17 protein-coding genes are annotated in these 18,196 nt (G+C 72.1%); 10 read left to right on the forward strand and 7 right to left on the reverse strand.

Features of this window, described 5'->3' with window-relative positions; genetic code table 11:
• The first annotated feature begins 232 nt into the window (after positions 1-232).
• From mycP to DLJ47_RS17520, 3 genes are all read left to right on the forward strand, one after another.
• A complete protein-coding gene (mycP, locus tag DLJ47_RS17510; protein ID WP_446723574.1) occupies positions 233-1,372 on the forward strand; it encodes a type VII secretion-associated serine protease mycosin in 1,140 nt (379 codons plus the stop codon).
• Between the two features lie 117 nt (positions 1,373-1,489).
• Positions 1,490-2,146, forward strand: coding sequence for a Maf family protein (locus DLJ47_RS17515; protein WP_109901034.1), 657 nt, complete (start codon positions 1,490-1,492; stop codon positions 2,144-2,146).
• 9 nt (positions 2,147-2,155) lie between these two features.
• The gene (locus DLJ47_RS17520) at positions 2,156-2,809 is read left to right on the forward strand and encodes an O-methyltransferase (RefSeq protein ID WP_109901035.1); all 654 of its coding nucleotides are present in this window, start codon (positions 2,156-2,158) and stop codon (positions 2,807-2,809) included.
• Between the two features lie 138 nt (positions 2,810-2,947).
• On the opposite strand, the gene DLJ47_RS17525 is transcribed toward DLJ47_RS17520, so the two are convergent.
• The 4 genes from DLJ47_RS17525 to DLJ47_RS17540 all read right to left on the reverse strand — a co-directional run bounded on the left by DLJ47_RS17525 (position 2,948) and on the right by DLJ47_RS17540 (position 6,792).
• Positions 2,948-4,255, reverse strand: a complete 1,308-nt coding sequence (locus DLJ47_RS17525) for an MFS transporter (RefSeq protein ID WP_109901036.1) — start codon at positions 4,253-4,255, stop codon at positions 2,948-2,950.
• A gap of 60 nt (positions 4,256-4,315) precedes the next feature.
• Positions 4,316-5,071, reverse strand: a complete 756-nt coding sequence (locus DLJ47_RS17530) for an ABC transporter permease (RefSeq protein ID WP_109901037.1) — start codon at positions 5,069-5,071, stop codon at positions 4,316-4,318.
• Between the two features lie 20 nt (positions 5,072-5,091).
• The gene (locus DLJ47_RS17535; RefSeq protein WP_109901038.1) at positions 5,092-6,051 is read right to left on the reverse strand and encodes an ATP-binding cassette domain-containing protein; all 960 of its coding nucleotides are present in this window, start codon (positions 6,049-6,051) and stop codon (positions 5,092-5,094) included.
• A gap of 126 nt (positions 6,052-6,177) precedes the next feature.
• The gene (locus DLJ47_RS17540) at positions 6,178-6,792 is read right to left on the reverse strand and encodes a PadR family transcriptional regulator (protein ID WP_109901039.1); all 615 of its coding nucleotides are present in this window, start codon (positions 6,790-6,792) and stop codon (positions 6,178-6,180) included.
• Between the two features lie 147 nt (positions 6,793-6,939).
• On the opposite strand from DLJ47_RS17540, the gene DLJ47_RS17545 reads away from it, so the two are divergent.
• Entirely contained in the window at positions 6,940-8,691 is a 1,752-nt protein-coding gene (locus DLJ47_RS17545; protein WP_109901040.1) for an acetyl/propionyl/methylcrotonyl-CoA carboxylase subunit alpha, read from the forward strand.
• A gap of 14 nt (positions 8,692-8,705) precedes the next feature.
• On the opposite strand, the gene DLJ47_RS17550 is transcribed toward DLJ47_RS17545, so the two are convergent.
• On the reverse strand, positions 8,706-9,599 hold the full coding sequence (locus tag DLJ47_RS17550; RefSeq protein WP_109901041.1) for a LysR family transcriptional regulator ArgP: 894 nt from the start codon (positions 9,597-9,599) through the stop codon (positions 8,706-8,708).
• A gap of 69 nt (positions 9,600-9,668) precedes the next feature.
• Here DLJ47_RS17550 and DLJ47_RS17555 point away from each other — a divergent pair, with 69 nt between their 5' ends.
• Together DLJ47_RS17555 and DLJ47_RS17560 are read left to right on the forward strand one after the other, a co-directional pair.
• Positions 9,669-10,265, forward strand: coding sequence for a LysE/ArgO family amino acid transporter (locus tag DLJ47_RS17555; RefSeq protein WP_109901042.1), 597 nt, complete (start codon positions 9,669-9,671; stop codon positions 10,263-10,265).
• 99 nt (positions 10,266-10,364) lie between these two features.
• Complete coding sequence (locus DLJ47_RS17560) at positions 10,365-11,804, forward strand: GuaB1 family IMP dehydrogenase-related protein (protein WP_088996043.1); 1,440 nt, start codon at positions 10,365-10,367, stop codon at positions 11,802-11,804.
• 22 nt (positions 11,805-11,826) lie between these two features.
• On the opposite strand, the gene DLJ47_RS17565 is transcribed toward DLJ47_RS17560, so the two are convergent.
• Positions 11,827-12,384, reverse strand: coding sequence for a TetR/AcrR family transcriptional regulator (locus DLJ47_RS17565; protein ID WP_109901043.1), 558 nt, complete (start codon positions 12,382-12,384; stop codon positions 11,827-11,829).
• 83 nt (positions 12,385-12,467) lie between these two features.
• On the opposite strand from DLJ47_RS17565, the gene DLJ47_RS17570 reads away from it, so the two are divergent.
• From DLJ47_RS17570 to DLJ47_RS17585, 4 genes are all read left to right on the forward strand, one after another.
• Positions 12,468-12,914 (forward strand): DoxX family protein, encoded by a 447-nt coding sequence (locus DLJ47_RS17570; protein ID WP_109901044.1) that lies wholly within the window; start codon positions 12,468-12,470, stop codon positions 12,912-12,914.
• A 24-nt stretch (positions 12,915-12,938) separates the two neighbouring features.
• Entirely contained in the window at positions 12,939-13,421 is a 483-nt protein-coding gene (locus DLJ47_RS17575) for a MarR family winged helix-turn-helix transcriptional regulator (RefSeq protein ID WP_109901045.1), read from the forward strand.
• Positions 13,415-15,148 (forward strand): ABC transporter ATP-binding protein, encoded by a 1,734-nt coding sequence (locus DLJ47_RS17580; RefSeq protein ID WP_109901046.1) that lies wholly within the window; start codon positions 13,415-13,417, stop codon positions 15,146-15,148. The genes DLJ47_RS17575 and DLJ47_RS17580 overlap by 7 nt, the downstream gene beginning before the upstream one ends.
• Positions 15,149-15,327: 179 nt before the next feature.
• Complete coding sequence (locus DLJ47_RS17585) at positions 15,328-17,241, forward strand: ABC transporter ATP-binding protein (RefSeq protein ID WP_199235888.1); 1,914 nt, start codon at positions 15,328-15,330, stop codon at positions 17,239-17,241.
• Between the two features lie 3 nt (positions 17,242-17,244).
• On the opposite strand, the gene DLJ47_RS17590 is transcribed toward DLJ47_RS17585, so the two are convergent.
• The gene (locus DLJ47_RS17590; protein WP_199235887.1) at positions 17,245-18,123 is read right to left on the reverse strand and encodes an alpha/beta fold hydrolase; all 879 of its coding nucleotides are present in this window, start codon (positions 18,121-18,123) and stop codon (positions 17,245-17,247) included.
• Between the last annotated feature and the right edge of the window lie 73 nt (positions 18,124-18,196).

Genomic DNA, 18,196 nt, shown 5'->3' on the forward strand with positions numbered 1-18,196 from the left:
GCGCACCGGGATTTGTTGGATTGAATGGCGCCAACGGCTTCCAGGGACGAGCGAGGCGCGACTCAGACAACGAGAAGTCAGGTGGCTGGGATCCGGACGACCCTTGGAAGACCGACCAAGGTGTCTCTCCCATAGTCCGTCCGCCGGACGAGGATGGGCCGATTGACCCCGGCCCGGCTATTGGTTTCAATCGGTGAGGCGATGCGCAATTCGCGTCGCATCGGCGCTACTGATCCTCTCGGCGTCGCCCATGCTTGCCCTGACAGAGAGAATCCAGCCATCGGTCGCGGCCCCGCCCTCGGATGGACCAGCCCGGATTCGCAGCGACCAGTGGCATCTGCGGTACTTGAAAATCGATCAGGCACATCGAATTTCTCAAGGCGAGGGCGTTACAGTTGCGGTGCCAGATACCGGCGTGGACCCGCATCCAGACCTACGGGGCAACTTGCTCCCAGGAACGAGCATCATTGCGGGCGGCCACGACGACGGCCGAGGTGATCAGAGTGGCCATGGAACCGGAATGGCAGGGCTAATCGCTGCTCATGGCCGCAGCGGGACCACTGGCGCACTAGGTGTTGCGCCCAAGGCGAAAATCCTGCCGATCTTCTATTCGGCACCCGAAAAAGAAGGAACTACCGACGGACTGGCAACCAGTATTAACTATGCGGTGGCACATGGCGCTGATGTAATCAGCATTTCAGCCGGCAGTTTGTCAGCGACACGACTTAGGCAGGCGGTTTCGGCTGCACTACGCGCTAACGTGGTCGTCGTCGCGGCCGCTGGGAACTTGCCGGGAGACCTTGGCGTCACTTATCCAGCCTCGGAGCAAGGTGTTATTTCCGTCGGCGGGATTGATCGGAACGGCGAGCGGGCGGCGGTTTCGGTCACAGGTCCAGAGATCGACGTAGTCGCTCCGGCCGTAGACATCTACAGCACCAGCATCGACGGCAAGTACCGAAAGGGCACTGGCACCTCCGACGCCACGGCCATCGTGGCTGGGGCGGCGGCGCTGATCCGGTCGAAGTACCCGTACCTGCCCGCGTCGGAGGTGGCGCATCGGCTTACGGCCACCGCCGTCGACAAGGGCCCACCGGGCCACGACGACCAGTACGGCTACGGGGTGATCGACCTGGTGGCGGCGCTGACGGCAGACGTACCGCCGCTGGGTTTCGGGTCGGCGACGGCGAGCGCGCCGGCCGCTGGAGCTCCGAGCACGACGGCGGCCGCCCACCCGGGCGACGACGGCGACCGTGGGGCCACCGTGCGCGGGTGGGTGACCCTCGGCGTGCTGGTCGCGGCGGGTACGGCGTGGGCGCTGATCGCGCGCCACCGCCGGCGGAGCGACGACCCGCCGCCCCGAATCAGTCGCTGACCCTACGCCGGAAACCGGTCCCCGGGACCACCTCTGGGACGCTGATGGAGACGCTCGACCGCGAGCGCAACGCCGGCCGACCCACGCCGGGCCGACGCGGCCGGTAACGTCGGCGACGTGTCAGACGCCGCGCCACTTCGCCTCGTGCTCGCCTCGGCGAGCCCCGCCCGTCGCAAGAGTCTCCAGGCTGCCGGCATCGAGCCGGACGTGCTGGTCAGCGGGGTGGACGAGTCTCTCGTCGTCACCGACCGGGCCGAGGAGCTGTGCCTGGAACTGGCCCGCCTGAAGGCCCAGGCCGTGCTCACCCGGCTGCGGCCGACCGACGACGAGCGGACCCTGGTGCTCGGCTGCGACTCGGTGCTCGCCTTCGACGGCGAGGTTCTCGGCAAGCCGGCCGACTCGACCGACGCCACCCGGCGCTGGGAGCGGATGCGCGGGCGTAGCGGCGTGCTGCACAGCGGGCACTGCCTGATCGACATCGTGGCGGGCCGTCGCGCCGAGGCGGTCGCCTCCACCACTGTGCACTTCGCCGACGTCAGCGACGACGAGATCGCCACGTACGTGGCCACGGGTGAGCCGCTCGCGGTGGCCGGCGCGTTCACCATCGACGGGCTGGGCGGGCCGTTCGTGGAGCGGATCGAGGGCGACCCGGGCACGGTCGTTGGGCTCAGCCTGCCGCTGCTACGCCGCCTGCTCGCCGACCTGGACTGCCGGATCACCGATCTGTGGACAAAGGTCGCGCCCGGCAACCAGACGGTAGAATCGCTCGGCTAGCGTCCGATCATGACCAGGAAGCCGATTCCACTCACGACGGAACTGCACACGTACCTGGTGGCACACGGCTCGCCGCCGGACGAGATCATGCGGGATCTGGCCGAGGAGACCCTTGCGGCCCTGCCCCGCGACGCGCACATGCAGGTCGCGCCGGAACAGGCCGCGTTCCTGACCTTCCTCACCAGGCTGCTCGGCGTGCGGCAGGCCGTGGAGGTGGGCACCTTCACTGGGCTGTCGTCGCTGGCCATCGCCCGAGGACTGCCCGAGGGTGGTCGGCTGACCTGCTTCGACATCTCGGAGGAGTTCACGGGCATCGCGCGACGGTACTGGGCCCGTGCCGGCGTGGATGACCGGATCGAGCTGCGCATCGGCCCGGCCGGCGACATACTGCGTGAGCTGCCCCACGAGCGTCACCTGGACTTTGCCTTCATCGACGCCGACAAGACCGGCTATCCGATCTACTGGGCCGAGCTGGTGCCGCGGATGCGCCCGGGTGGCGTCATTGCAGTCGACAACGTGCTGCGCGGTGGCCGGGTGATCGCCCCGCAGAACGCCGACGACCGGGCGATCGCCGCGTTCAACGACGAGGTGCTCGCCGACGTCCGGGTGGACGCCGTGATGCTGCCGGTCGCGGACGGCCTGACCCTGGCGCGGGTGCACTGACCGCCGCCCCCCGGACCGCTGATTGATCCACACGGGATACGCGATATCGGGGTGTCCGTGACGCTGGGAAACCCCGATATCCCGCAAACGGTGTGGCCAACGCCGCCGCGACCGCGTGCGGCGCGACCTCTGTGTGGGTCAAGCCGAAACGGCGGTGGCCGAAAGCGGGGGCTGGTCGGCCGGGAGCTGCGCGCGGAGCGCGCGGCCGAGGCGGACGGCGAGCAGCACGGCGGCCGCGATGAAGCCGGGCACCAGCAGGAAGGCCAGGTGCGGGCCCACCCCGTCGGCCACCCAGCCGAGCGCCACCGGCGCGATGCCGAAGCCGCCCCCCATCGAGTACGACGCCCAGCCCGCCGCCCGGTCGGCGGCCGGCCCGGCCACTGCCAGCGCGATCGAGATGGCTAACGGGTAGTGCAGGGCGTTGCCGAGACCGAGCACGACCAGGCCGACGACCGCGAGCCAGCCGATCGGCGCCGCCCAGAAGACCGTGAACCCGGTCAGCGACACGGCCAGCGCCGCGAGCAGCAGCGGCACCGGTCGGTAGCGGAGTGCGATCCGGCCGCCGAGCAGCCGCCCGAGGAACATCCCGCAGACGATCGCCGCGACCGCTGCCGAGGCGGCGCCGGCGGTCATACCGGCGTGCGAGCGGAGCACGTCGGCGGTCCAGAGCGACAGGCACACCTCGATCGAGCCGGTGACCGCCATCAGCACCCAGGCGATCCAGTACGCCCGCGGCAGCCGCCGGCCCGGCTCGCCGCCAGCGCGGACGCCGGGGCGGGCCCGGACGGCGGAACCAGCCCGGACGGCGGAACCAGCGCGGACGCCGCCGGTGCGGACGGCGGAACCGGTCCGGACGAAACCGGCGCGGGCCGCGGGGGCGGCGGCCGGCGGGCGTACGTGGAAGGTCAGCGCGGCGAGCGCGACCAGCGCGATGAGGCCGACCTCGACGGCCATCGCCGGTCGCCAGCCCCAGCCGGCGTCGACACTGGCGCCGATCACCAGCGGGGCCAGGATGCCCATGCCGGCGCAGGCGGCGTTGGCCTCGGTGAGCGCGGCCGGCGCGGCGGGGCCGTGCCGGGCGGTGAGCACGACGTTGACCCCGCTGATCACCATCATGCCGAAGGTGGCGATCAGCGCGACCGCGGTGATCGTGGCCGGCAGGGCGCGGAGGGTGCCGAGGGCGGCGACACCGACGGCCACCCCGGCCAGGCCGAGCCAGGTGGCCGGCCCCCGGCCGAACCGCCGGGCGAGGGGCGCGAAGAGCGCTCCGCCGGCCAGCGCACCGACCGCGATGCCGGTGCTGTGCAGGCCGGCGACGGCGGCCGAGGTGCCCTGCTCGTCGCGGAGCAGCGGGACGACCGGGCCGAACCCGTAGAGGAAGAAGCCCCACAGCCCCAGCTGGGCATAGGTCAGCCAGGTGATGCGGTCACGGGTGAGGCGGGGCACCGGCCTTACGCTACAAGCGCTCGACCGGTACCCCGCCCCAGGTGAGAGGCAGCTCTCGGATCAGCGGACGCTGCGGGCGAACTGCCGGGCGGCCCAGACCACCCCGGCGGCGGCCAGCACCGTGATGATGCTCAGCCCCTGCCAGACCTTGTCGTCGCCGAGGTCGCCGGCGAAGAGGGCGCGGGTGCCGTCGACCGCCCAGGAGAACGGGTTCCAGTCGGCGATGCCCTGCAACCAGCCGGGCGCGAAGGTGAGCGGCAGCAGGATGCCGGAGAGCAGCAGCACCGGCTGCGCCACGGTGTTCATCAGCGGGGCCAGCGCGTCCTCACTCTTGACCTTCAACGCCACGCCGTAGGAGACGGCCGAGGTCATCAGCGCGATCAGGGCGAGCATGAGGTACGCCAGCAGCAGGTCGCCGATGAAGACCCGCAGGTCGAACAGGAGCGCGAGCAGGGTGATGATGACCGCCTGCACGATCAGCGACACCACGTCGCGCAGCGAGCGGCCGAGCAGCAGGGCCAGCCGGCTGACCGGGGTGACCCGGGAGCGTTCGATGACCCCGGCGCGCAACTCGGCGATCAGGCCGAAGCCCTGGAACAGGCCGCCGAAGATGGCCAGCAGCACCAGCAGACCGGGTACGAAGATCTTGTAGGCCTCGGCCTGGCTGGGTGCGTTCAGCGCCGGCTTGAGCAGCGGGGCGAAGAGCAGCAGGTACATCACCGGCTGGAAGACGCCGACGAAGACCCAGACCGGGTTGCGCAGCAGCAGCTGGAGCTGACGCTGGAAGATCAGCCAGGTGTCACGGGCGAGTTTCATGAGGTCTCTCCGGATGGGGGTCAGGACTCGCGCAGCGAGCGGCCGGTCTTGGTGAGGAAGACGTCGTCGAGGCTGGGCCGGTGCAGCTCGATGGAGCTCAGCGCCAGGCCGGCGCTGTCCACCCGGCGCAGGATCTGCGGGATGGCGGTGGCCCCCTCGTCGACGTAGAGCCGCAGCCCGCCCTCGTCGGCGGTTTCCAGCTTGTTGACGTACGGCTCGCTGTCGAGCAGCTGCGCGGCCTGCGGGGTGGCCGCGACGTCCAGCCCGAGCAGCACGACGTCGCCGGAGATCTCGCGCTTCAGGTCGGCCGGGGTGCCCTCGGCGACCACCTCGCCGTGATCCATGATCGCAATCCGGTCGCAGAGCGCGTCGGCCTCGTCGAGGTAGTGGGTGGTGATGAAGACGGTCATCCCCTCGGTGCGCAACCGCCGGATCTCGTCCCACATGTGCGCCCGGCTCTGCGGGTCGAGGCCGGTGGTCGGCTCGTCCAGGAAGACGATCTTCGGCTCGTGGATGATGCCGAGGGCGATCTCGACCCGCCGGCGCTGGCCGCCGGAGTAGGTCTTGCACTTGCGGTCGGCGTACTCGCTGAGCTGGAAGGCGTCCAGGGCGCGGGCGGCCCGGCGGTGCGCCTCGGCCTTGCCGATGCCGTACATCCGGGCGTGCAGCACCAGCTCCTCGCGGGCGGTGGACTCGTCCCAGGTGCTGCCGCCCTGGGCCACGTAGCCGATCCGGCGGCGCACCTCGGCCGGGTCCTTGCGCAGGTCGGCGCCGGCGATGGTGGCCTCGCCGCCGTCGGGCTCGATCAGCGTGGCCAGCATCCGCAGGGTGGTCGTCTTGCCGGCGCCGTTCGGGCCGAGGAAGCCGAAGATCTCGCCCTCCGCGACCTGCAGGTCGACCCCGCGCACCGCCTCGACGGTCTTGGTCTCCCGACCCGCCCGGGAGCGGAACGACTTCCGCAGCCCTCTGGTCTCGATCATCTCTGCTCCTGGTCGTCCGGGCCGGCGGCGGCCGGCCGGCTGCCCCTTGGGGACGGACGCTGGACGGCGTACTCCCCCGTGCACCGCGAAAGGCTAACGCGATATAGCTCTTGTGGTCAACGTTGACTATTCGGCTGTCGGCTGGCGGCCCCCGTGCCCGCTCTCCCGCCACCCATTCCAACCCTCCGCCTCCGCCACCTCATCAGGCAGGTACGACACACCCGAGTCGATCCGCTCGGCGATCTGTTCGCACCAGGCGGCCTCGGCCTCCGCTCGAGCCACCCACAGCTCGAACATCCACGCCACGTGCGCCGGCTTGCTGACCCGGATCCAGTCGGACTCCAGCGACGCCCGCGTCGACTCGGCGCTGGCCCGCATCAGGTTCGCCCGGTTGCGCAGGGCCGCCGCCGCCTCCTGCCGCGGCAGCGCGGGCAGGAAGGAGAACGCCGCCAGGAACGGGTCGGGCTGCTGGTGCACGTGCCACCACTGGCCGCGCAGCAGCGTCTCGAACTCGTCCTCACCCTTGGCGGTGACCTCGTAGGTGGTGCGGGCCGGTCGGCCGCCGACCTGCTCGGTGGCCACCTCGCGCAGCAGCCCCTCCTCGGTCAGCTTGCGCAGGGCGTGGTAGATCGATCCCGGTTGCACGTTGGCCCACTTGTCGGCGCTCCAGCTGAGCAGCTCGCGGCGGACGTCGTAGCCGTGCACCGGCTGCATCCAACGGACCAGGCCGAGGATCATCATTCGGGTGGCAGACACCGGTCAAGCGTAATAAACAAGTTTGACTAATAGCCCTTCGGACAGTGCGGCATCCCACACTGAGCGATCGTTAGGGCCGTCAGAGTGGCCGATACACTCCCGGTCAGTAACCACCCGGGAGGAGCCCCCAAGGTGCGCAAGGTACTCATCGCCAATCGCGGCGAGATCGCCGTACGCGTCATCCGCGCCTGCCGTGACGCCGGCCTGGGCAGCGTCGCGGTCTACGCGGACTCCGACCGGGACGCCCTGCACGCCACGCTGGCCGACGAGGCGTACGCCCTCGGCGGGGACACCGCCGCCGAGAGCTACCTGCGGATCGACAAGCTGCTGGCGGTCGCCGCACAGGCCGGCGCCGACGCCGTGCACCCCGGCTACGGCTTCCTCTCCGAGAACGCCGACTTCGCCCAGGCCGTCATCGACGCCGGGCTCACCTGGATCGGCCCCACCCCGCAGGCGATCCGCGACCTCGGCGACAAGGTCACCGCCCGGCACATCGCCCAGCGCGCCGGCGCGCCGCTGGTGCCCGGCACCCCCGACCCGGTCGGCAGCCCGGACGAGGTGATGGCGTTCGCCGTCGACCACGGCCTGCCGGTCGCCATCAAGGCCGCCTTCGGCGGCGGCGGGCGCGGGCTGAAGGTGGCCCGCACCATGGAGGAGATCCCGCACCTGTTCGAGTCGGCCACCCGCGAGGCGGTCGCCGCGTTCGGCCGGGGCGAGTGCTTCGTCGAGCGCTACCTGGACAAGCCCCGGCACGTCGAGGCGCAGGTGCTGGCCGACCAGCACGGCAACGTGATCGTGGTGGGCACCCGCGACTGCTCGCTGCAGCGCCGGCACCAGAAGCTGGTCGAGGAGGCTCCGGCGCCGTTCCTCACCGACGCGCAGCGCGCCCAGATCCACGACAGCGCCAAGGCGATCTGCCGGGAGGCCGGCTACCACGGCGCCGGCACGGTGGAGTACCTGGTCGGCGCGGACGGCACCATCTCCTTCCTGGAGGTGAACACCCGCCTCCAGGTGGAGCACCCGGTCACCGAGGAGACCGCCGGCATCGACCTGGTCCGCGAGCAGTTCCGGATCGCCGACGGCGAGAAGCTGCGGTTCACCGAGGACCCGACGCCGCGCGGGCACTCCATCGAGTTCCGGATCAACGGCGAGGACCCGGGCCGCAACTTCCTGCCCGCCCCGGGCACGGTCACCGCGCTGCGGCTGCCCACCGGCCCAGGCGTGCGGGTGGACACCGGCATCTCGGCCGGCGACGTGATCGGCGGCAACTTCGACTCGCTGCTGGCCAAGGTGATCATCACCGGCGAGACCCGTACCGAGGCGCTGGAGCGGGCCCGCCGGGCGCTGGACGAGATGGTGGTCGAGGGGATGGCCACCGCGCTGCCCTTCCACCGGCTGGTGGTGCGGGACGAGGCGTTCACCGCCGAGCCGTTCACCGTGCACACCCGGTGGATCGAGACCGAGTTCGACAACACCGTCCCGGCCTTCACCGCCACCGCCGGCGCCGCCGAGGCGCCGGCCGAGCGGGAGACCGTCGTGGTCGAGGTCGGCGGCAAGCGGCTGGAGGTCACCCTCCCGGCCGGCCTCGGCGGGGGTACGGCCACCGCCGCGCCCGCCGCCCGCAAGCCGGCCCGCCGCGGCGGCGGAACCAAGGCCGGTACGGCGGCCAGCGGCGACTCGCTCACCTCCCCGATGCAGGGCACGATCGTGAAGATCGCGGTGGCCGACGGCGACACCGTGGCCGAGGGCGACCTGGTCGTGGTGCTGGAGGCGATGAAGATGGAGCAGCCGCTGCACGCCCACAAGGCCGGTACGGTCAGCGGCCTGACCGCCGAGGTCGGTGCGGTGATCACCGCCGGCGCCACCATCTGCACCATCGCCTGACCCGGCCGGCGGGTTCAGCGCAGGGTTTCGGCGGCGACCGCGCGGACAGCGGCGGTGAGGGCGTTCAGCACGTCCGACTCCAGCCGCCAGTGCTGCCAGTAGAGCGGGATGTCCAGGTGCCGGCCGGGCGCGAGGTCCACGCAGCGCCCGCTGGCCAGGTCGGCGGCGGCGATCTGCTCGGGCACCAGGCTCCAGCCGAGCCCCAGCCGGATCGCCTCGCTGAAGGCGGGCACCGACGGCACGTAGTGCACCGGCGGCTCCAGCGGTCGGCCGGTCACCGCGTGCAGAAACCGGTGCTGCACCCGGTCCTTGCGGTCGAAGACCACGAGCGGCGCCGCGGTCGCCGCCGCCGCGGTGAGCCCGTCGGCGAAGTGGGCCGCGGCGAACTCCGGAGTGGCCAGCGCCTGGTAGCGCATCGCGCCGAGCCGGATCACCCGGCAACCCTGCACCGCCTCCCGCTGGGCGGTGACCGCTGCCGTCACCGAGCCGTCCCGGAGCAGCTCGGTGGTGTGGTCCTGGTCGTCCTGACGCAGATCGAAGAAGAGCCCCGACCGTTGCGGCAGCCGGGCCAGCGCGGCCGGGAACCAGGTGGCGAGCGAGTCCGCGTTGACCACCACGGCGACCCGGGTGCGACCGCCGCCGGTCAGCGGGCCCCGCGCGTCGGCCAACGCCTCCCGCTCCAGCAGCGCGAGCTGACCGGCGAGCCGCAGCAGCGGCCGGCCCGCCTCGGTCGCCGCACACGGCCGGGTACGCCGGACCAGCACCTGGCCGACGGTCTCCTCCAGCGCCTTCACCCGCTGGCTGACCGCGGACGGGGTGATGTGCAACAGCCGGGCCGCCGCCTCGAAGCTGCCCTCGGCGACCACGGCGGCGAGCGTACGCAACTGGGCCGAATCGAGACCGTTCATAAGTTCAGCTTAAGCAGCCTCAGAATGTTTAGCTGGACTGATGTTCGGCGTCGGCTCTAGCGTCGTGCCGTGCTCACCTCCGCCGTCGCCGGGTTCGCCATGTCCATCGCGCTGATCGTCGCCATCGGTGCCCAGAACGCTTTCGTCCTGCGCCAGGGGCTGCGCCGCGAGCACGTGGTGCCCGTGGTCCTCACCTGCGCCGCCTCGGACGCGCTGCTGATCGCAGCGGGCATCGCCGGGGTCGGCACCGTGGTCACCGGCCGGCCCATCATGCTCACCGCGATCCGCTGGGGCGGCGCCGCGTTCCTGCTCGGCTACGCCGCCCTGGCCGCCCGCCGGGCCCTGCGTCCGGGCGCGCTGCTGCCCACCGAACGCCCACCGGCCACGCTGCGGGCGACCCTGCTCGCCTGCGCCGCCTTCACCTACCTGAACCCGCACGTCTACCTGGACACCGTGCTGCTGCTCGGCGGGATCGCCCAGCAGCACCCGAACCGCTGGCTGTTCGGGGTCGGCGCCGCGCTGGCCAGCATCGTCTGGTTCACCGCGCTGGGCGTCGGGGCACACCGGCTCGCCCCGCTGCTCGCCCGTACCGTCGCGTGGCGGCTGCTGGACGGCGTGATCGCCGCCGTGATGGCCGCGCTCGCCGTCGCGCTGCTGCTCGGCTGACCGCCGCCGACCGCACCGCCGGCCCTACCCCGGGGTGGGCGAGGGTGTTTTCCGTGACCACCGGGGGCGGACCGACCGGTGGTCACGGATGATTGCCGGGTGCGGTTCCTTCATGGCGCGGTCCCCGCGCACGACCTGACCTACAACGACGTCTTCATGGCGCCGGCCCGCTCCGACCTGGGCTCGCGGCTCGACGTCGACCTGGCCACCGGCGACGGTACCGGCACCACCATCCCGCTGGTGGTGTCGAACATGACAGCGGTGAGCGGACGCCGGATGGCCGAGACGGTGGCCCGGCGCGGCGCCATCGCGGTGATCCCGCAGGACATCCCGATCGAGGTGGTGGCGAACGTCGTCGCCTGGGTCAAGCAGCGTCACCTGGTGCACGACACCGCGATCACGCTCGGCCCGACCGACACCGTGGGCGACGCGATCCACCTGCTGCCGAAGCGGGCACACGGCGCGGTGATCGTGGTCGACCCGGCGGGCCGGCCGCTGGGCGTGGTGACCGAGGCGGACACCGTGGGCGTCGACCGGTTCGCCCAGTTGCGCCACGTGATGTCGACGGAGTTGCACACCGTACCGGCGGACGCCGACCCGCGGACCGGTTTCGACCGGCTCTCGGCCGGCCGGCGCCGGCTCGCCCCGGTGGTAGACGCCGACGGGCGGCTGGTCGGGGTGCTCACCCGGCAGGGCGCGCTGCGCGCCACCCTCTACAAGCCGGCGGTCGACGACCGGGGCCGGCTGCGGATCGCGGCGGCGATCGGCATCAACGGGGACGTCACCGGCAAGGCGGCGGCGCTGCTGGAGGCCGGGGTGGACACGCTGGTCGTGGACACCGCGCACGGGCACCAGGAGCGCATGATCTCCGCGCTGCGGGCGGTCCGCAAGCTGGACCCGGCGGTGCCGGTGGCAGCCGGCAACGTGGTCACCGCCGAGGGCGTACGCGACCTGGTGGAGGCCGGTGCGGACATCATCAAGGTGGGCGTCGGACCGGGTGCGATGTGCACCACCCGGATGATGACCGGGGTGGGCCGGCCGCAGTTCTCCGCCGTGCTGGACTGCGCGGCGGCGGCCCGCGACCTGGGCCGGCACGTCTGGGCCGACGGCGGCGTACGGCACCCGCGGGACGTGGCGCTGGCGCTGGCCGCGGGCGCGTCGAACGTGATGGTCGGCTCCTGGTTCGCCGGCACCTACGAGTCCCCGGGCGACCTCTACACCGAGCCGGACGGCCGGCGCTACAAGGAGAGCTTCGGGATGGCCTCGGCGCGGGCGGTCAGCGCGCGCACCGCCGACGACAGCCCGTACGACCGGGCCCGCAAGGCGGTCTTCGAGGAGGGCATCTCCTCGGCCCGGATGTACCTGGACCCGAACCGGCCCGGCGTGGAGGACCTGATCGACGAGATCATCGCGGGGGTACGCAGCGCCTTCACCTACGCCGGGGCGCGCAACCTCGCCGAGTTCCACGAGCGGGCCGTCGTCGGGGTGCAGAGCACCGCCGGCTACACCGAGGGGATGCCGCTGCCCACCAGTTGGTGAGCGGCACCGCCGTCGGCGGCGGTCACCAGAAGAGGTGGCGGATCACCATCCGCGCCGCCTCCCGGGGATCGTCGCCGACGCGCTCCGGCAACGCCCTGGCGAGCCAGAGCGTGGCGAAGCCGTGCACGATCGACCAGGCGGCCAGGGCGTCCTGCCCCGGGTCGGCACCCGCCCGGCCGGGCAGTGCCGCCACCCCCGAGTACAGCGCCGCGCCGGCCCGCTCCCGCGCCGCGCGCACCTCGGCGTCGTGCGTCCGGTAGAGCTCCGGGCGGAACATCACCTCGAAGTGCGCGCGGTGCCCGACCGCGAAGTCGACGTACGCGACGCCGGCCTCCAACATGTCGCCGCCGGCCCCGTGCAGCCGGTCGGCGAGCAGGTCGAACCCCTCGACGGCGAGCGCGGTGAGCAACCCGGCCTTGTCGCCGAAGTGGTGCGCCGGCGCGGCGTGTGAGACACCGGCCCGGCGGGCCAGGTCGCGCAGGCTGAGCGCGGTGACGCCGGACTCCTCGATCGCCTGCACCGCGGCGGCGAGCAGGGCGCGACGCAGGTCGCCGTGATGGTAGCCAGGTTTGCCGGTCATGCCACGATCCTATCTTTCCATTGACAAGATGAGCATCCGGGAGGCAATCTTGTCATCGACAAGTTCTCCCCTGGAGGTTCGGCATGGCTCCGCTGATCGCGCTGGTGCTCGGTACCACCCTCACCCGGCTGGTCGGGCTGGCCGGCGTCGACGCCCTCGACGGCTGGCACCCCGCCCTGCGGGTCGGGCTCGCCCTGATGTTCGTGCTGACCGGCTTCGCGCACTTCGCCGAGCCACGGCGGTCGGGGTTGATCGCGATGGTGCCGCCCGGGCTGCCCCGGCCGGACCTGCTGGTCACCCTCACCGGCGTGCTGGAACTGGCCGGCGCGGTGGCGCTGCTCGTCCCGGCCACCGCCGGTTGGGCGGCGGCGGGGCTGGCCGTGCTGATGCTCGCCATGTTCCCGGCCAACGTCTCGGCCGCCCGGCGCGGGCTCACCCTCGCCGGCAAGCCGGTGACCCCGCTCTGGCCGCGCACCGCACTCCAGGTCGTGTTCGTTGGCGCGGCTGCGGCAATTTCGTTTGGGGCCTGACAATCAGGGGGCTAACATACCCTCGTGCACCTGGTCACCCTTCACGACGTACCGATCGGCCGGCTCCTGGTGGTCGCCGGCCACGTGGTCAGCCAGCGGTGGAACCGCCTCCTGGCGGAGCAGTTCAACCTCACCCAGGCCGGCATGGTCACGCTGATGACGCTCGACAAGCACGGCGCGCTGCCGCACGGCGAGGTCGCCCAACGCTGCTTCGTCCGGCCGGCCACCCTGACCGGCATCATCGACACCCTCGAACGCGACGGCCTGGTCGAGCGGCAGCGCGACGAGAGCGACCGGCGCAGCATCCGGCTCGCCATCACCGACGCCGGCCGGGCGCGGCTGGGGGCGTTGACCACCCTGATCCAGTCCAATCCCCCGCTCACCTCGGTCGACGCCGACCCGGCGAAGGCCGCCGTGATCCGCGAGTTCCTGCTCGAGGTCATCGGTAGCGCGGAGGAACCGGCCGGGCCGGGCCGCGCCGACCTGCCGGGAGGTCCGGCGTGCTGATCCGACTGCTCCGCGACCATCTCCGCCCGTACCACCGGGCGCTCAACGCGGTGGTGCTGCTCCAGTTCGTCGGCACCATGGCCTCGCTCTACCTGCCGAGCCTCAACGCCGACATCATCGACCTGGGCGTGGCCCGGGGCGACACCGACTACATCCTGCGTACCGGCGGCTGGATGCTGCTGGTCAGCCTGGCGCAGATCGTCTGCTCGATCGGCGCGGTCCACCTCGGCGCGCGGACCGCGATGGGCTTCGGCCGGGACGTCCGGGCCGCGATCTTCACGCACGTGAACCGGTTCTCGGCCCGCGAGGTCGCCCGGTTCGGGGCGCCGTCGCTGATCACCCGCAACACCAACGACGTCCAGCAGGTGCAGATGCTCGTCCTGATGAGCTGCACCATGCTGGTGGCCGCACCGATCATGAGCGTCGGCGGCGTGGTGATGGCGCTGCGCGAGGACGTCGGCCTGTCCTGGCTGATGCTGGTCAGCGTGCCGGTGCTCGCCGTCACGCTCGGGCTGGTGACCCGGCGGATGGTGCCCGGCTTCCGGCTCATGCAGACCCGCATCGACGCGGTGAACCGGGTGCTGCGCGAGCAGATCACCGGTATCCGGGTGGTCCGGGCGTTCGTCCGCGAGCCGTATGAGACGCGCCGCTTCGCCACCGTGAACGCCGACCTGACCGCGACCGCGCTGCAGACCGGCCGGCTGATGGCACTGGTCTTCCCGGTGGTGATGCTGGTGCTCAACCTCTCCAGCGTCGCGGTGCTCTGGTTCGGCGCGCAGCGGGTGGACGCCGGGGCGATCCAGGTGGGCGCGCTGACCGCCTTCCTGCAGTACCTGATGCAGATCCTGATGGCGGTCATGATGGCCACCTTCATGCTGATGATGGTCCCCCGCGCGGCGGTCGGCGCGGAGCGCATCGTCGAGGTGCTGGACACCGACTCGTCGGTGCTGCCCCCGGCGGCGCCGGTCACCGAGGTGCCGACGCGGGGCGAGCTGGAGTTGCGCGGGGTGCGGTTCCAGTACCCGGGCGCGGCCGAGCCGGTGCTGCGGGACGTCTCGTTCCGGGTCACCGCCGGGACCACCACGGCGATCGTCGGCAGCACCGGCGCGGGCAAGACCACCCTACTGTCGCTGATCCCCCGGCTGGTCGACGCCACAGCCGGCGCGGTGCTGGTCGACGGGGTCGACGTCCGCGAGCTGGCGCCGGACGAGCTGTGGCGGCGGATCGGCCTGGTGCCGCAGCGGCCCTACCTGTTCACCGGCACGGTGGCGAGCAACCTGCGCTACGGCAATCCGGACGCCACCGACGCGGAACTGTGGGCGGCGCTGGAGATCGCCCAGGCCCGGGACTTCGTGGCCGCGATGCCGGAAGGGCTGGCGGCACCGATCGCCCAGGGCGGCACCAACGTCTCCGGTGGACAGCGGCAGCGGCTGGCGATCGCCCGCGCGCTGGTCCGCCGGCCGGAGATCTACCTCTTCGATGACTCGTTCTCCGCGCTCGACCTCGGCACCGACGCGCGGCTACGGGCGGCGCTGCGGCCGGTCACCGCCGACGCCGCCGTGGTGATCGTGGCCCAGCGGGTCTCCACGATCGTCGACGCCGATCAGATCATCGTGCTGGAGAACGGGGGCGTGGTCGGGGTGGGCCGACACGAACAGCTGCTGAAGACCTGCCCGACCTACGCGGAGATCGTCGCCTCCCAGCAGACGGCGGAGGTGCCGGCATGAGCGAGCGCAACGAGCGGGTCGCCCGGCAGAGCACGGCCGAACCGCAGGCCGGCGTCGGCACGAGCGAGCAGCAGGGGGCGCGGGCGGCCGTACCCGCGCAGAAGCCGGCGGCCGACGGGCCGACGCCGAGGCGGTTGCCCGGCGGTGGGCAGCGCGGCCCCGGGTGGATGGGCGCCGGGATGCCCGCCGAGCGGTCGATGAACTTCGGGCCGTCCGCGCGGCGGCTGCTCGGCCGGCTCCGGCCGCACCGGCTCCACCTCGGCGCGATCATCGCGCTGGCGGTGGTCAGCGTCGGGCTCAGCGTGATCGGTCCGAAGGTACTGGGCCACGCCACCGACCTGATCTTCACCGGGGTGATCGGCCGGCAACTGCCGGCGGGCAGCACCGCCGAGCAGGCGGTGGCCGCCGCCCGGGCGGCCGGCAACGACAGCTTCGCCGACATGCTCGCCCGGATGGACGTGGTGCCCGGGGTGGGCGTCGACTTCGCGGCGCTGGGCCGGGTGCTGCTGCTCGCGCTCGGGCTCTACCTCGCCGCCAGCCTGCTGATGTGGTGGCAGGGCTGGCTGCTCACCGGCGTCGTGCAGCGGACCGTGCAGAAGCTGCGCGCCGACGTGGAGGACAAGCTCAACCGGCTGCCGCTGCCCTACTTCGACCGGCAGCCGCGCGGTGAGCTGCTGAGCCGGGTCACCAACGACATCGACAACATCTCGACCAGCCTCCAGCAGACGCTGAGCCAGCTGCTCACCTCGCTGCTCACCGTGGTCGGCGTACTGGCGATGATGTTCTGGATCTCGCCGCTGCTGGCCCTGATCGCCCTCGTCGCGGTGCCGCTCTCGGTGCTGGTCACCCAGCAGATCGCCAAGCGGTCCCAGCGCCAGTTCATCGCCCAGTGGACGCACACCGGCCAGCTGAACGGCCAGATCGAGGAGGCGTTCACCGGCCACGAGCTGGTCAAGGTCTTCGGCCGCCAGCGGGAGGTGGAGGCCGCCTTCGCCGCCAAGAACGAGGAACTGTTCAAGGCCAGCTTCGGCGCCCAGTTCATCTCCGGGATCATCATGCCGTCGATGATGTTCATCGGGAACCTCAGCTACGTGGCGATCGCCGTGGTCGGCGGCCTGCGGGTGGCCACCGGGGCGATGAGCCTCGGCGACGTGCAGGCGTTCATCCAGTACTCCCGGCAGTTCACCCAGCCGCTGACCCAGGTCGCGTCGATGGCCAACCTGCTCCAGTCCGGGGTGGCCTCGGCCGAGCGGGTGTTCGCGGTGCTCGACGCCGCGGAGCAGAGCCCGGACCCGGCCGAGCCGGCCCGGGTGCGCGAGCCGCGCGGCCGGGTCGAGTTCGAGCACGTGTCGTTCCGGTACGAGCCGGACAAGCCGCTGATCGAGGACCTGTCGCTGGTGGCCGAGCCGGGGCACACGGTGGCCATCGTCGGCCCGACCGGGGCCGGCAAGACCACCCTGGTCAACCTGGTCATGCGCTTCTACGAGCTGGATGCCGGCCGGATCACCCTGGACGGCGTGGACGTCACCACGATGCGCCGCGACGACCTGCGCGGCCGGATCGGGATGGTGCTCCAGGACACCTGGCTCTTCGGCGGCACCATCCGGGACAACATCGCCTACGGTCGGCCGGACGCCACCGACGAGGAGATCCTGGCCGCCGCCCGGGCCACCTTCGTGGACCGGTTCGTCCGCAGCCTGCCGGACGGCTACGACACGGTGATCGACGAGGAGGGCAGCAACGTCAGCGCCGGCGAGAAGCAGCTGATCACCATCGCCCGGGCGTTCCTGGCCGAGCCGTCGCTGCTGATCCTGGACGAGGCGACCAGCTCGGTGGACACCCGTACCGAGGTGCTGCTCCAGCGGGCGATGGCCGCGCTGCGGTCGGACCGGACCAGCTTCGTGATCGCGCACCGGCTCTCCACCATCCGGGACGCCGACCTGATCCTGATGATGGAGGACGGCCGGATCGTCGAGCAGGGCACGCACGAGGAGCTGCTCGCCGCCGGCGGCGCGTACCACCGGATGTACCAGGCCCAGTTCGCCCAACCGGTGGTCGACGACGAGGTCGACGCCGAGCCGGTGGCGCGGTGACGGTCAGCGGTGGGCCCGGTCGAGGAAGTCCCGCAGCAGGCGCACCACCTCGTCGAGGTGCGTCTCCAGCAGCCAGTGCCCGCCGTCGAGCAGGTGCAGCTCCGCGTCGGGCAGGTCCCGCAGGTAGGCCTGCGCCGCGCCGGCCGGCATGTAGCCGTCGTGCGGCCCCCAGACGATCAGCGTCGCCGGCCGGTGGGTCCGCAGGTACTCCTGTTGGCGGGGGAACCAGGCGACGGTGCTGCCCTGGTCGGCCAGCAGGCGGACCAGGTTGTCCCGCCGCGCCGGTTCGGCTCGTACCAGGGCCCAGGACAGCCGCCACAGGTCGGGGCTGACCCGGTCGGTCAACCCGTCCGGCAGCTCACCGAGGAACTCGCCGCGGAAGCCCGCCTCGCTGACCGCCTCGGCGAGGCGGGCCCGGCCCTCGTCGGTCGGGTCGCGCCAGAACCGCTTCAGCGGCTCGTACTTGGGACCGTGCTGGTCGGGGTAGATGTCGCCGTTCTGGATGACCAGGCCGGCGACCCGCTCCGGCGCGGCCATCGCCAGCCGCAGCCCGAACTGGCTGCCGTAGTCCTGCAGGTAGATCACGTAGCGGGTGAGCGACAGCACCTCGGCGAACCGGCGCAGCAGCTCGGCGTAGGCGTCGAAGGTGTACCCGAACCGGGCCGGGTCCGGCGTGTCGCTGTAGCCGAAACCCGGCAGGTCGGGCGCGACCGCCCGCCACCGGTCGCCGAGCGCGGGCAGCAGGTTGCGGAACTGGAACGACGACGAGGGGTAGCCGTGCGGCAGCAGCACCACCGGGGCGTCCGGCGGCCCGGACTCCCGGTAGAAGACGTCGATCCCGTCGACGTCGACGGTGCGGTGCGCGACAGCTGCGTGGGCCACGATCTCCTCCTGACCGCCACGCTACGGTCGGACGCCCCGGCCCACGTCGGAACCGAGCGGGCCGGGGGCGTCG

Origin of the sequence: Micromonospora sp. S4605 (assembly GCF_003176715.1) — a bacterium.
Lineage (GTDB): Bacteria > Actinomycetota > Actinomycetes > Mycobacteriales > Micromonosporaceae > Micromonospora > Micromonospora echinaurantiaca.